Source organism: Kitasatospora purpeofusca (assembly GCF_000718025.1).
Classification (GTDB): Bacteria; Actinomycetota; Actinomycetes; order Streptomycetales; family Streptomycetaceae; genus Kitasatospora; species Kitasatospora purpeofusca.
The window spans coordinates 104,532-118,331 of record NZ_JODS01000021.1 but is presented as its reverse complement, the minus strand read 5'-3'; the positions used below and the strand labels follow the sequence as shown (position 1 = coordinate 118,331).

Annotated in this window: 11 protein-coding genes; all 11 read left to right on the top strand. The window is 71.5% G+C overall.

The features are described 5' to 3' along the window. Positions 1 to 55: 55 nt before the first annotated feature. The 11 genes from IF01_RS0127065 to IF01_RS0127015 all read left to right on the top strand — a co-directional run bounded on the left by IF01_RS0127065 (position 56) and on the right by IF01_RS0127015 (position 13,551). Complete coding sequence (locus tag IF01_RS0127065) at positions 56 to 892, top strand: alpha/beta fold hydrolase (protein ID WP_030396159.1); 837 nt, start codon at positions 56 to 58, stop codon at positions 890 to 892. Between the two features lie 153 nt (positions 893 to 1,045). Further along, positions 1,046 to 2,143: an LLM class flavin-dependent oxidoreductase gene (locus IF01_RS0127060; RefSeq protein WP_030396158.1), complete on the top strand. Its 1,098-nt coding sequence runs from the start codon at positions 1,046 to 1,048 to the stop codon at positions 2,141 to 2,143. Then, positions 2,140 to 2,754 (top strand): FMN reductase, encoded by a 615-nt coding sequence (locus tag IF01_RS0127055; RefSeq protein ID WP_030396157.1) that lies wholly within the window; start codon positions 2,140 to 2,142, stop codon positions 2,752 to 2,754. Before IF01_RS0127060 ends, IF01_RS0127055 begins: the two co-directional genes overlap by 4 nt. 116 nt (positions 2,755 to 2,870) lie before the next feature. Continuing rightward, entirely contained in the window at positions 2,871 to 5,714 is a 2,844-nt protein-coding gene (locus IF01_RS0127050; protein WP_341845507.1) for a helix-turn-helix transcriptional regulator, read from the top strand. 138 nt (positions 5,715 to 5,852) lie between these two features. Further along, the gene (locus IF01_RS0127045; protein WP_030396155.1) at positions 5,853 to 7,100 is read left to right on the top strand and encodes a PucR family transcriptional regulator; all 1,248 of its coding nucleotides are present in this window, start codon (positions 5,853 to 5,855) and stop codon (positions 7,098 to 7,100) included. Between the two features lie 211 nt (positions 7,101 to 7,311). Beyond that, entirely contained in the window at positions 7,312 to 8,163 is an 852-nt protein-coding gene (locus tag IF01_RS0127040) for an alpha/beta fold hydrolase (RefSeq protein WP_030396154.1), read from the top strand. A gap of 140 nt (positions 8,164 to 8,303) precedes the next feature. Beyond that, positions 8,304 to 9,125, top strand: a complete 822-nt coding sequence (locus tag IF01_RS0127035; RefSeq protein WP_244215642.1) for a helix-turn-helix transcriptional regulator — start codon at positions 8,304 to 8,306, stop codon at positions 9,123 to 9,125. 19 nt (positions 9,126 to 9,144) lie between these two features. Then, the gene (locus tag IF01_RS0127030) at positions 9,145 to 9,858 is read left to right on the top strand and encodes an alpha/beta fold hydrolase (RefSeq protein ID WP_030396152.1); all 714 of its coding nucleotides are present in this window, start codon (positions 9,145 to 9,147) and stop codon (positions 9,856 to 9,858) included. A gap of 152 nt (positions 9,859 to 10,010) precedes the next feature. Beyond that, entirely contained in the window at positions 10,011 to 10,439 is a 429-nt protein-coding gene (locus IF01_RS44305; RefSeq protein ID WP_051740837.1) for an SsgA family sporulation/cell division regulator, read from the top strand. Between the two features lie 294 nt (positions 10,440 to 10,733). Beyond that, on the top strand, positions 10,734 to 11,567 hold the full coding sequence (locus IF01_RS0127020; protein ID WP_030396150.1) for an alpha/beta fold hydrolase: 834 nt from the start codon (positions 10,734 to 10,736) through the stop codon (positions 11,565 to 11,567). 73 nt (positions 11,568 to 11,640) lie between these two features. Further along, a complete protein-coding gene (locus tag IF01_RS0127015) occupies positions 11,641 to 13,551 on the top strand; it encodes an amidohydrolase (protein ID WP_030396149.1) in 1,911 nt (636 codons plus the stop codon). The last annotated feature ends 249 nt before the right edge of the window (positions 13,552 to 13,800 follow it).

Below are 13,800 nucleotides of genomic sequence, written 5' to 3'. Positions count from 1 at the left end.
TTCCGCGCCGCGACGACGCGCGGACCAGCCGAACCGAAGCGAGGAACACACAGCCATGCCGTACATCACCGTTGGCCAGGAGAACACCACCGCCGTCGAGGTCTACTACGAGGACCACGGCACCGGCCAGCCGGTCGTGCTCATCCACGGCTTCCCCCTCGACGGCCACTCCTGGGAGCGCCAGAGCGCCGCGCTCCTCGACGCCGGCTACCGCGTCATCACCTACGACCGCCGCGGCTTCGGCCGGTCCTCCCAGCCGACGACCGGCTACGACTACGACACCTTCGCGGCCGACCTGCACACCGTGATGGAGACCCTCGACCTGAACGACGCCGTCCTCGTGGGCTTCTCCATGGGCACCGGCGAGGTCGCCCGCTACGTCTCCGCGTACGGCTCCGCCCGCGTCGCCAAGGTCGCTTTCCTCGCCTCGCTGGAGCCCTGCCTGCTGAAGAGCGACGACAACCCGGACGGTGTCGCCCCGAAGGAGTTCTTCGACGGCATCGTCGCCGCGGTGAAGGCCGACCGCTACGCCTACTACACCGCCTTCTTCAACGACTTCTACAACCTCGACGAGAACCTGGGCACCCGCATCAGCGAGGAGGCCGTCCGCAACAGCTGGAACACCGCGGCCGGCGGCGGCTCCTTCGCGGCCTCGGCGGCGCCGTCGACCTGGTACACCGACTTCCGTGCCGACATCCCGGCCGTCGACGTCCCCGCCCTGATCCTGCACGGCACGGCCGACCGCATCCTCCCGGCCGAAAACACCGCGCGTCCCTTCCACACCGCCCTCCCGTCCGCCGACTACGTCGAGATCGACGGCGCCCCGCACGGCCTGCTGTGGACCCACGCGGAGGAGGTCAACGCCGCGCTCCTCGCGTTCCTGGCGAAGTGAGGCGGCTCCCGCCGGTTCACACGGGGTGACCCCGCCCGCGGCAGCCGGACGACCGGCCCGGCTGCCGCGGGCCCCGAACCGGACGACGGGCGTCCTCCGGCTTCGGGGCCCGCGACCACCGCATCCAGACAGGTTCAGGAGAGCAGAAGCATCATGCAGTTCGGCATCTTCACCGTCGGGGACGTGACACCCGACCCCACCGACGGCCGTGTTCCGACGGAGCACGAGCGCATCAAGGCGATGGTCGCCATCGCCCTCAAGGCCGAGGAGGTCGGCCTGGACGTCTTCGCGACCGGAGAGCATCACAACCCCCCGTTCGTCCCGTCGTCCCCGACCACCCTGCTCGGCCACATCGCCGCCCGCACCGAGAAGCTGGTCCTGTCCACCGCCACGACCCTGATCACCACCAACGACCCGGTGAAGATCGCGGAGGACTACGCGATGCTCCAGCACCTGGCCGACGGCCGGGTCGACCTCATGCTGGGGCGTGGCAACACCGGACCGGTGTACCCCTGGTTCGGACAGGACATCCGCCAGGGCATCGACCTCGCCAAGGAGAACTACGCGCTGCTGCGCCGGTTGTGGCGTGAGGACGTGGTGGACTGGGAGGGCAGGTTCCGCACGCCCCTGCAGGCCTTCACGTCGACACCCCGACCTCTGGACGGGGTGCCGCCGTTCGTCTGGCACGGATCCATCAGGTCACCGGAGATCGCCGAACAGGCCGCGTTCTACGGCGACGGCTTCTTCCACAACAACATCTTCTGGCCGGCCGATCACACCAGGCGCATGGTGCAGCTGTACCGGCGCCGGTACGCCCACCACGGCCACGGTCGCCCGGAGGACGCCATCGTGGGGCTGGGCGGCCAGGTCTTCCTGCGCAAGAACTCGCAGGACGCGATACGGGAGTTCCGTCCGTACTTCGACAACGCGCCGGTCTACGGGCACGGTCCGTCGCTGGAGGAGTTCACCGAGCAGACCCCGCTGACCGTGGGCTCTCCCCAGCAGGTCATCGAACGGACCCTGTCCTTCCGGGAGAGCGTGGGCCACTACCAGCGCCAGCTCTTCCTGATGGACCACGCGGGTCTGCCCCTCAAGACCGTCCTGGAGCAGCTCGACATCCTCGGCGAGGAGGTCGTGCCCGTGCTGCGCCGGGAGTTCGCGATCGGACGCCCGGACGACGTGCCGGACGCCCCCACCCACGCGGCGCGGGTCACGGCCGCCGCCACTGCGCAGGAGGTGGGCGCCGCGTGAAACTGGTCGCCGTTTCCGCGGGGTTGAGCACCCCTTCCTCCACCCGCCTGCTCGCGGACCGGCTGGCCGATTCGGTCCGCGACGAACTCGCCGCCCGGGGCCTCGCCGTGTCGGCCGAGGTCGTGGAGCTGCGCGAACTGGCCGGCGATGTCGCCAACCATCTCGTGACCGGCTTTCCGGCACCGCGCCTGGCCGCCGCGATCGACGCGGTGACCGGAGCCGACGGCCTGATCGTCGTCACCCCCGTGTTCACGGCCTCCTACAGCGGCCTGTTCAAGTCCTTCTTCGACGTGATCGCCCCGGACGCCCTCGCCGGCAAACCGGTCCTGGTCGCGGCCACGGGGGGTACGGCTCGCCACTCCCTCGTGCTGGAGCACGCCATGCGACCGCTCTTCGCGTACCTGCGCGCCACCGTCGTCCCCACCGCGGTGTACGCCGCGTCCGCGGACTGGGGATCCGGAGGAGACGAGTACGCCGACGGCCTGCCCGGCCGCATCCGCCGGGCGGGCGGCGAGCTGGCCGCGCTCATGGCCGACCGCCCGGCCCGAGCCGAACCCGAGGACGACGTCACCGCCCTCGAACGACAGCTCGCCGACCTGCGCTTCGACTGAGACCGGTCGCTCCGAGGTGCCGCCTGCCCGGGCGAAGCCGCCGTGCCGCATACTGATCCGCCGTACCGCCCGTTGGACGAGCCCCGTCCCGTGCGGCCCCGGCCGGCGGAGTGAGTGTGAACCGATTGACGACATGGCCCTTCCCCGGCGACGTCGAGGGTGAGGGGACACCGGTCCGCGGCAGGGGTGAGGAACTGGCGTTCATCGAGGCGCGACTCGACGCCCTCACCCGGGGGGCAGGCGGGATCGTCCTCGTCGAAGGCCCTGCGGGCATCGGCAGGTCGCGGATGCTCGCGGAGGCGTCGGCGTCCGCGAAACGGCGCGGGACGAGGGTGTTCCAGGGCGGAGCCGACCCCGACGAACAGTTCGTGCCGCTCGGCCCGTTGCTGGACGGCCTGTTCGCGGGGGAGGAACCGCTCGCGGGTGCCGACCGGCTACGGGACCTCGCCGCGACGCCGGGCCAGCGGTTCTGGCTGCTCCAGGAACTGGGGGACCGCCTGCGGGAGGCCACTCAAAGCGGGCCGCTGCTCATCGTCCTCGACGACCTCCAGTGGTGCGACGAACTGACGCTCCTCACCTTCCACACCCTGGCGGCCGCACTCGCGCCGCACCCGATCCTGTGGCTGGTCGCCGTGCGCCACGGGAGCGTGCCTTCCCGGGTCCGCACGACACTGGACAGGATTCGGCAGGCCGGGGCGCACGAATTGCTTCTGGGGCCGCTCGGTGACCCGGCGGTCGCCCGGATCGCGGAGGACGTCCTGGGCGCGGTTCCCGACCCGGGCGTCCTCCGTGTCGCGCGCCGCGCCGAGGGGGTGCCGCTGCTGCTCGAAGAACTGCTCGACGCGGTGCGGGACGAGGGGCTGGTGACGATCGAGAACGGCACAGCACGGCTCACGGCCGGTTCCCTCTCCCTCACGCAACTGCCGTCCGTCGAGGGCCGGCTGGCCCGGCTTCCCACCGCGGCCCGCGAACTCGTCGAAACGGCGGCCGTGGTGGGAGGCCCCGTCCCCGTGGAGCTGCTGGCCGGGCTGCTCGGCAGACGACCTGCGACGCTGATCGCCACGATCCAGGAATCCCTCGACTCCGGTCTGCTCGTCGAAAGGGACGACCGTCTGGAGTTCCGCCACGAGCTGATCCGTGAGGCTGTGGAAGCCGGACTCCCTCCCGCCCTGCGCCGAACCCTGCGGAACCATGCCGCCGAGCTGCCGCCGGCGCGCGCGGCGTCCCCGATCGAGCCGTGCACGCCGCCGGCCGTGGGCGTGCGGCTCGGCGACCGGACGGCCGTCGAACGGCTGCGTGCCGCCGCGGCCGATCTCGCGGCCACCGCACCCGAAGCAGCGGCGGAGCTCAGCCTCAGAGCCCTGGAACTCACCATGGAGGACCCGGCGCAACGGCCGAAGGTCATCGCCGAGACGCTCCCACTGCTCTGGCAGATGGGGCAGCCGGCCCAGGCACACGACCTGGGGACGTCGGCCCTGGCCGCCGGTGATCTCGGGCCAGACGACGAGGCGCGAATACGCCTCGCCATGGCGCGCCTCGCCAGTCACTTCGATTTCGCCGAGGCCGTCCGCCAGGCCCGTACGGGGGCGGCACTGCCCGGGATCCCGGCCGCACTGCGGGCCCGGCTGCTCGCCCTGTTGTGCCTGGGCCTGTCGCTGGCGGGTGACCCCGAGGGTGCGGAGCAGACCGCTGCCGAGGCGCGGGAGGCCACCGATGCGGCCCAGGACGGCATCGCCCAGGCCACCATGATGGTGGTCGACTCGGCCCTGTGCTTCTACCGGATGGACTGGAACGAGGCGCTCCGCCGGGCGAGCCGGGCGGCCGCCCTGGCGGCCGGACTGGGCATCACCCCTTCGGTCTGGATTCCGGAGGCGCTGTGGCAGTGCCTGCTGCTGACCGTGGCCGGCCGCACCGCGGAGGCGCTCGCGCTCGCCGAGGCCGGGGTCCACGACACCCGCCACCAGGGCCGGGCGGCGGCCGCACGCATGTGGCTCATGCACCGCGCCCGGGCGCTCCTGGACGCCGGGCGGCTGGCGGAAGCCCGGGCCGATGCGGAAGCCGCCGCCGACATGAGGGGTGCGTTCGACGGCGGAGACCTCGCTGAACTCATGCTCCTCTACACGCTGACGCGAGTGGCGATCCACACCGACGACCGCGAAGCCGCTCAGCGGTGCGCGGCGCAGGCGCGGCGCGTGCGGGGTACGGGCGCACCGCTCGCCCGTAGCGTCAGTGCCTGGATTCTGGTACAGCTGGCGGACTTCGACGGCCGGCCCGACCGGGCCCTGGCGGAACTCCACGAGGTGCTGGCGGCGCTCGCCGAGCAACGGCCGGCCCTGGTGAGCCCGGTCGACCCGATGGACACTCCCGCCCTCGTCCGCATAGCCCTGCGCGTCGGCGCAGCCGAGCGGGCCGCTCCGGCCGTCGAGGTGGCCGAGCGGCGAGCCGCGCGCAACCCGGACTTCACGATCCTCGCCGCCAGTGCCGCGCACGCCCGCGGGCTGCTCGACAACGATCTGGCACACCTCATGCGCGCCGTCCGGCTGTACGAGGGGTGCTCACGCCCCATCGCCCGGGCGTCGGCGCTGGAGGACGTCGGACGCAAGCTCGCGACCACCCGCAGGCCCGAGGCGGTGCCGTACCTGGACAAGGCGCTCGTGCTCTACAGCCGGGCAGGCGCCGAGCGGCACGTCGCGCGGGTCCGTCGACGCCTGCGGGCCGCCGGAGTGCGCCGACGCCCCTCACCGGCCGGATCTGCCGAGGAATGGCCCGAGCTGACGGCGTCCGAGCTCCGGGTGGCACGGCTCGTGGTCCAGGGGCTGACGAACCCGCAGGTGGCGGAACAGCTCTCCCTGTCGCCCCACACGGTGGGCTCGCACCTGCGCCGCGCCTACACCAAGCTCGACATCGCCTCCCGCGCGGAGCTGGCCCGACTGGTGGAGAGACGCGACAGCGGAGAGTGATCGCTTCGCATCCCCTGCCGACGCCGTACCTATGGACCCTTCATGCGATGTGCGGACATCGCCGTCTCCTCAAAATGATCAACAGCTGCGGAAAGGAGGCGTTCCGCAGGGAACAGTTGGTCGAGAGAGGAACAGCGCATGACCGCAAGGCTCCAGCGAGCCCGCCCTGGCAGCCCTGGACTCCAGGCGCTCGTCGACGAGCTCGCGGAGCAGCTCGGCCGGTCCGTCGCGATCGATGATCCGCTGGTCCGCGTGGTCTGCACGAGTCGCCACTTCGGGGACGAGGACCCGGTACGCATCGGCACGCTGCTCCAGGGCCGTGCCGACAACGCGACGATCCGCTACGTACTCGCCCAAGGAGTGACCCAGTGGCCCAGGCCCGGATTCATCGAGGGCCGTGACGACCTCGGACTCCTGCCCCGTTACGTCGTGCCGCTGCGCGAGCGCGGGCACCTCCTGGGGCTGCTCATGGTGGTGGCGCCCGAGATGACGCTCGAACCGAAGGAGACCGAAGCCATCGGGCGGGCCGCCGGCCTGATGGCCGCCCAGATGTACGTCGAGCAGCTCGGCGCCGACACCCGGAAGACCGACGAGCAGACCCTGGTCCTGGAACTCGTCGACACCAACGTCGTCACCCGCACCGCCGCGCGTCGGCGGGCCGTGGAACTCGGGCTGCTCGGGGAGGCCGAACAGGTCCTCGTCACCCTGGTCAAGCTGCGCCGCGGCACGGAGCCCGTGCGGCAACGCGAAGCGGCTCTGTGGGGGGCTCTGGACGGCTTCCGGCAAACACGTTCGGCGCACGGCGTCCTCGCGGTCGACCAGGACCGGGCGGTCCTGCTCCAAGTGCGTGAGCGGCCTCCCACCCCGCCCGAGGTCGCCGCCCAGTCGGCCCGCATCCTCGACGAACTCGCCACCTTCCTGGAACCGTCGGCGGCTCCGGTCATCGGTGTCGGCGGGCGTCACCCGGGCCTGCAGCACGCCTGGCGGTCGTACGAGCAGTCCCTCGTCGCGGCCCGGGCCGCGCGCCGGATCCCCTCGCTGCGAAGCATCGGCGACTGGGACCTGCTCGGGGAGTTCGCCGTGCTCCTCCAGCTCCCCGAGCACGCACTGAACGCCTCCCTCGTCCCCGAGCCACTGCGCACCCTGAACGAGGCTCACGGCGACGACCGGCTCCGGGACACCTTGCGCTGCTTCCTCGAACACGCCGGATCGATCCCCAGGACCGCCGAGGCGCTGCGGCTCCACCGCACCTCGCTCTACTACCGCCTGCGCCAGATCCAGGAGATCACCGGACTCGACCTCGACGACGGCGGTCACCGGCTCACGCTGCACCTGGGGCTCAGGATCGAGGAACTCCTCGCCACCGGCGACGACCGGGCCGCCTGATCCCGGCCGGCCCCCACCGGCCCTCGCCGGTCCCCGCCGGCCCTCGCCGGTCCCCGCCGGTCCCCGCCGGTCCCCGCCGCTTCGACAAAGCGAGAAGGATCCGCGACCCGATTCCTACAGCGCGCGGTGGTGGCGGCGAAGGGCCGTGATCGAAGATGTGAGAGACGGCGCGGGCACGACCACAGGCCCGTGGCCAGGGAAGGAAGAGGTCATGAAGGAACTGATCACCACCGACGGGACACGCCTCGCCTACCGGGACACCGGTGGCGAGGGCGTCCCCCTGGTCATGCTCCACGGCTGGGGCCAGACGCAGGCGATGTTCCGCCACCAGGTCGAGAGCCTGTCGCCCGGCCGTCGCGTGATCACCGTCGACTTCCGGGGCCACGGGCTGTCCGACAAGCCGAAGCACGGCTACCGCATCGCCCGGTTCTCCCGCGATGTGCTCGAACTCGTCGACCACCTCGGGCTGGTGCGGTTCGACGCCCTGGGGTGGTCGATGGGCGTCTCGGTGTGGTGGAGCTTCATCGACCAGTACGGCACCGGACGGATCCGGCGCCTCGTCGCCGTCGACCAGCCGGCGGCCGTCGCCGCCGTCCCCTGGACGACCGGGGAGGAGCAGCAGCAGTCCGGCGCCATCTTCGACGTGTCACAGCTCCTCGAACTGCTCGCCGCGCTCGCGGCCCCCGGAGGTGACCGGGTGCGCGCCGACTTCGTGCGCGGCATGTTCTCGGGTGAGCCGGACCCGGAGATCCTCGCCTTCGTCGCACAGGAGATCACCTCGACGCCCGCCCACGCCGGCGTCCCCCTGCTGTTCGACCACTGCGCCCAGGACTGGCGCGACGTGCTTCCCCGGATCGATGTGCCGACCCTGGTGATCGGCTGCGAGGGAAGCCATGTGAACCCCGAGTCGCAGCGCTTCATCGCCCGGCAGATTCCCGGCGCCCGAATCCATGTGTTCACCTCCGAGGCGGCGAATTCGCATTTCCCGTTCCTCGAGAACCCGGCGGCTTTCAACGCGGTGGTGGAGAAGTTCCTCGCCGAGGAACCGGACCTGGGAGCGTAGACCGCCTCCGTTTCCGTTCCGGCGGCCGCGCGAACGGCTGCTCCACCGTAAAGAACCGTAGGCCTGGAGTTCTCATGACCCAGTCAGTGATGTCACGCGCGCCGGAAAAGGAGGAACACCGACCAGCCGCTCTCCGGCCGGTGTCCGCCTCCGAATGGCTCGTCGAGATTCGTTCCGGCATACCGAGCGAGGGGGACGGCAACTTCCTCTATCTCGGGATGCACGTCCGGGGGGCGGCGACCAGTGTCCGCGAAGGCGTCAGAACGGCGCTGGAGCCGCACGACCTGGTCTTCTGCGATCCGGCGAGGCGCCACCTTCTGCAGTTCGGCGACGACTGCCGCATGATCTTCTTCCGGGTGCCCCGCGGCTATCTGGGAGTCACGGAGTCGGAGCTGGACCAGGTGGTGGGTGTTCCCGTGCCGGGTGGCGACGGGCTGGGGGCGCTGGTGTCGGACTTCCTGTCCGCGCTCGCCGACAAGGCCGACTTCCGCCGGTCCAGGCCCGGGGACCGGCTCGCCCGTACGGCCGTCCACCTCCTGTCCGTCCTGCTCATGGAACTCCTCGGAACCGGGGAGGAGGGCGAGGAGGCCGAGGCGCCGACGATCGGCAGCGAGATGCTGTCCCGGATCCGGTGCTTCATCGAGGAGCACCTCATGGACCCGGACCTCTCGCCGGAGTCGATCGCACGCGCCCACCACATCTCCGTCCGGTACCTGCACAAGCTCTTCCAGAACGAGGGCATCACGGTGAGCCAGTGGGTGCGGCGACGTCGGCTGGAGTCCTGCAGGGTCGAACTGGGCCGGTCCAACCGCCGGTTCACCGTGGCGGCGGTGGCGCACCGCTGGGGCTTCAGCAGCCCCTCGCACTTCAGCCGCACTTTCCGGGGCGCGTACGGCATGACCCCGAGCGAATGGCAGTCCTTGGCGTCCTCGGCCGTCGCCGACGCCCCGCACGCGGCCTGACACCGAGAAGAGAACCGCCATGACCACCCCCACCGTCGTCCTCGTACACGGCGGCTTCGGCGACGCAGCGGCCTGGATAGGCGTCATCTCGGAACTGCGCAGCCGCGGCATCCCGGTGATCGCACCGCCGAACCCCCTGCGCGGCCTCGCCTCCGACGCCGCCTACGTCACGTCCGTCGTCTCCCAGATCGCCGGCCCCGTCCTTCTGGTCGGCCACTCCTACGGTGGTGCGCTGATCACCGTGGCCGGCGCCGCGGAGAACGTCGTCGGACTCGTCTACATAGCCGCGTACGTGCTCCACGAGGGCGAGAGCCTCGACGATCTCGACAGACGCTTCCCCGACTCCTCGCTCACGAGCAATCTGAAGAAGTGGACCTACCCGCTCGTCGACGGCGACTCCGCGGTCGAGGTCACCATCGACGAGGCGGCCTTCCCCGCCGTCTTCGCCGCGGACGTGGCGGAGGAGGTCGCCGGAGTCCTGGCAGCGGCCCAACGCCCGGTCGCCACTGCGGCCTTCACCGAGACGGCCTCCGCCGCCGCCTGGCAGCTGAAGCCGTCCTGGGCGCTGGTGGCCGGAGCCGACCGCGCGATCAACCCGGAGGTCCAGCGCTTCGGCGCCGAGCGGGCCGGGTCCGTCGTCGTCGAGCTCCCGGACGCCTCCCACGCCGTCGCCCTGTCGGAGCCCAAGCAGGTCGCCGATCTGATCCGGGACGCCGTGCGGGCGACGAGCTGACCGGAACGCACCGAGTGGCGCGTACGAATCCCGGTTCGTCCGCGCCACGTTGCTTTTCGAATCGCGTGCACCAGAGGTCAAGAACGCGTGCATGGAACGGCTCGACGACATCCGGAACACCGGTAATTTCAATGAAGGCGAAAGGAACCGCAATGCAGCTCCCCCTCGAAAAGACGATCAGCGCGAGACTGATGACAGCAGCGTGTGAATGGCATGAAATGACCTTGCGCATGAGGCATTCGCCGGACGATGCACTGGCAGTCCGAATGGACCTCTTCGCAGCCGAGGACGATCCACCGGCCGCGACCTGGGTATTCGGCCGGGATCTGCTCGCCACCGGGCTCATCCTGCCGACGGGCGAGGGAGACGTGCGCGTCCGGCCCCACGGCGAGGACGAGACGGACGTCGAGCTCATCTCGGGGCAGTCCTGGTGCGTCGTCAGGATGGCGTCGGCCCATGTGCGCGACGTGGTGGCCAGGACGCAGTGCGCCGAGGAGCGATGGGAGGACAAGGCGCAGGCCGAGCTCGACAGGGTTCTGGCGGAGATCCTTTCCAGCGGTATCAGGAATGCGGATTCCTAGGCTTCAAGGACCGCCCGGGCCCGCGCCGAAACGCTGACCATCCGCGTTCGCACAGCCGCTGCCCCGCCACGCCCCCGGCTGCTCCCGCCCGTACTGGCGCAGCCCCGCACCGCCCCGCCCGGTCCGGCCGGGAGAACGACCGGCCGGCGTTTGATCCGGAACTGCCCGGACGGGCCAGAACCGGTGCGTGCAGAGGAAAGCCGCCTCCCCCCGGCTCCCTGGATTCGTCCGTACCGCGTCCCCACCGTGCCGGCCTCCGATGTCGGCAGCACCACACCTGCACGGAGTGCACCCATGCCTTTCCTCCCCGTCGACGAGGAGAACTCCAGCGTCATCAACCTGTACTACGAGGACCACGGCACCGGTCGGCCCGTCGTGCTCATCCACGGCTGGCCGCTCAACGGCGCGTCCTGGGAGAAGCAGGAGGCCGCGCTGCTGGCCGCCGGCCATCGCGTGATCACCTACGACCGCCGCGGCTTCGGCGCCTCCGACAAGCCGTCCTTCGGCTACGACTACGACACCTTCGCGGCCGACCTCGACGCCGTACTCACCCACCTCGACCTGCGCGACGTGGTGCTCGTCGGCTTCTCCATGGGCAGCGGCGAAGTCACCCGCTACCTCGGCACCTACGGCTCGGAGCGCATCTCCAGGGCCGTGATGCTCGGCGTGGTGCCGCCGTTCCTGCTGAAGACCGAGGACAACCCGGACGGTGTCGACGGCATCGTCTTCGAGGAGATCCAAGGCGCCATCCGCGCCGACCGCCCCGCCTTCATCGCCGGATTCCTCGCCGACTTCTACAACGTGGACGTGCTCGGCGGCGACCGGGTGAGCGACCAGGTCGTCCAGTACAGCTGGAACATCGGTGTTTCGGCCTCCGCGAAGGCGACAGCGGACTGCGTCCCGACCTGGCTCACCGACTTCCGCGCGGACCTGCCGAGGATCGACGTCCCCGTCCTGATCATCCACGGCGACGCCGACCGCACCCTGCCGCTGCGCTCGACCGCCGTCCCGCTCTCGAAGGCCATCGCGGGCGCCCGCCTGGTGGTGCTCGAAGGTGCCCCGCACGGTCTCATCTGGACGCACGCCACCGAGGTCAACAAGGAGCTGCTCGCCTTCATCGGCGAGTGATCGACCGCTCCCCGCGCCCTCCTCCGCCTTTTCCTCCGCTCCCCTCTTCTCTGCTCCCCGAAAGCGAGATCGCATGTCGAGCATGCCCGTCGCCGGGATCCGTCCCGGCCCCTCGGCCCCCGACGCCTCCCCCGACCACACCGCCGACCTGGTCGTGCGCAACGCCAAGGTCTACACCGGCGACCCCCTGCGCCCCCGGGCGAGCGCGGTCGCGATCCGCGCCGGACTGATCACCGCCATCGGCGACGACGCCGACGTCCTGCCGCAGGTCGGCCCACGCACCCGCGTGGTCGACGCCCTCGGCCGGCGAGCCGTCCCCGGCCTCAACGACTCGCACCTGCACGTCATCCGGGGCGGCCTCAACTACGTCATGGAGCTGCGCTGGGACGGCGTGCCGACGCTGCGCCAGGCACTGGCCATGCTGCGCGCCCAGGCCGAACGCACCCCTCCGGGCCAGTGGGTGCGGGTGGTGGGCGGCTGGTCCGCCGACCAGTTCGCCGAGCGCCGGCTTCCCACCCTCGCCGAACTCAACGCCGCCGCCCCCGACACCCCGGTGTTCGTGCTGCACCTGTACCAGTCGGCGCTGCTCAACCGGGCGGCACTGCGGGCCGCGAGCTTCACCCGGGACACCCCCGACCCGGTCGGCGGGCAGATCGTGCGCGCACACGACGGTGAGCCGACCGGCATGCTGCTGGCTGCCCCGGGCGCCCTGCTGCTGTACTCCACCCTGGCCAAGGCACCGACCCTGGACGAGGCCGACAAGGCCACCTCCACCCGGCACTTCCTGCGCGAGCTCAACCGCTTCGGGCTCACCTCCGCCATCGACGCGGCGGGCGGCTTCCAGAGCTTCCCGGAGAACTACGGCACCGTCACGGAGCTGGCGAAGAAGGGCCAGCTGACACTCCGGATCGCCTACCACCTCTTCCCGCAGACCGCCGGGCAGGAGCTGGACGACCTGCGGCGCTGGGTGGAGACCGTCCGCCCCGGCGACGGGGACGAATGGCTGCGGCTCAACGGGGCCGGGGAGAACCTCACCTGGGCGGCCGCCGACTTCGAGAACTTCTCCGAACCGCGCCCCGAGCTCGGCCCGTACGAGGCTGGGTTCGAGCAAGCGGTACGCCTGCTGATGGAGCACGACTGGGGCTTCCGGCTGCACGCGAGCTACGACGAGACGATCCGCCGCGACCTGGCGGTCTTCGAGCGACTGGCCGCCGAGGGCCTGTTCCCCGGTGGGAACCGCTGGCTCTTCGACCACGCCGAGACGGTCTCCACCGCGAGCCTGGACCGGATCGCGGCGCTCGGCGGCGCCGTCTCGGTGCAGAACCGGATGTCCTTCCAGGGCGAGGCGTTCGTCCGACGCTACGGCGCGGCCGCGGCCGCCGACGCCCCGCCGGTGCGGGCGATGCTGGAGCGCGGCCTGACGGTGGCCGCCGGCACCGACGCCACCCGGGTCTCCTCCTACAACCCGTGGGTGGCCCTGCACTGGCTGGTCTCCGGACGGGCCGTCAGCGGACGTACGCTCCGCCCGGCCGAGGGCCGGCTGAGCCGCGAGGAGGCGCTGGAGCTGTACACCCTCGGCGGCGCCCGACTCACCGGCGAGGAGGAGGTCAAGGGCCGTCTCCGGGTGGGCTGTTACGCCGACCTCACGGTGCTCAGCGCGGACTACCTCACCGTCCCCGAGGCGGACATCCCGCACATCGAGTCGGTGCTCACCGTGGTCGGCGGCCGCATCGTGTACGGCGCCCAGGAACACGAAGGCCTCGCCCCGGAGTTGCCGGCCGTGGTCCCGCTGTGGAGCCCGGTGGCCCGCTTCGGCGGCTACCAGGCCACCCCGGCGCCGAGCCTGTCCGGTGTCCGGCAGGCCGAGCGGCTGGCCGAGGCGGCGGCCGACTCCGACGAGCAGCGCGCCTGGCGCGCGACCCGCGGCCAGTGGGTGCCCGGGCAGGCTGGCGGCCCCGCGCTCGACGACCCCTGCTTCCTCTGAGCCGCCCGTTCCGAACCACCCGCTTCCGGGCCCGACAGTTTCAACGCCGTGCGCCGCCGGGCCTTGCCGCTCGGGCGGCGCACGGCGCTGCCCGGCGCGAGCCGCGGAAGGGCCGCCTTACGACGTCCCTCGCCTCCCCCGCCCCGTCTCCGTACCCGCCGCGCGGATCCACGACCGCCACTTGGCGCCACCCCGTACGCCACAGTCATCGGCCTCGTCCACCACGCCATGCACATCACCGACCGCCTG

What these genes read in the sequence shown, in the direction of transcription:
- IF01_RS0127060 (WP_030396158.1), top strand. Translation starts at nt 1,046, where the DNA reads ATGCAGTTCGGCATCTTCACCGTCGGGGACGTGACACCCGACCCCACC.
- IF01_RS0127030 (WP_030396152.1), top strand. Translation starts at nt 9,145, where the DNA reads ATGACCACCCCCACCGTCGTCCTCGTACACGGCGGCTTCGGCGACGCA.
- IF01_RS0127040 (WP_030396154.1), top strand. Translation starts at nt 7,312, where the DNA reads ATGAAGGAACTGATCACCACCGACGGGACACGCCTCGCCTACCGGGAC.
- IF01_RS0127045 (WP_030396155.1), top strand. Translation starts at nt 5,853, where the DNA reads ATGACCGCAAGGCTCCAGCGAGCCCGCCCTGGCAGCCCTGGACTCCAG.
- IF01_RS0127015 (WP_030396149.1), top strand. Translation starts at nt 11,641, where the DNA reads ATGTCGAGCATGCCCGTCGCCGGGATCCGTCCCGGCCCCTCGGCCCCC.
- IF01_RS0127020 (WP_030396150.1), top strand. Translation starts at nt 10,734, where the DNA reads ATGCCTTTCCTCCCCGTCGACGAGGAGAACTCCAGCGTCATCAACCTG.
- IF01_RS0127065 (WP_030396159.1), top strand. Translation starts at nt 56, where the DNA reads ATGCCGTACATCACCGTTGGCCAGGAGAACACCACCGCCGTCGAGGTC.
- IF01_RS44305 (WP_051740837.1), top strand. Translation starts at nt 10,011, where the DNA reads ATGCAGCTCCCCCTCGAAAAGACGATCAGCGCGAGACTGATGACAGCA.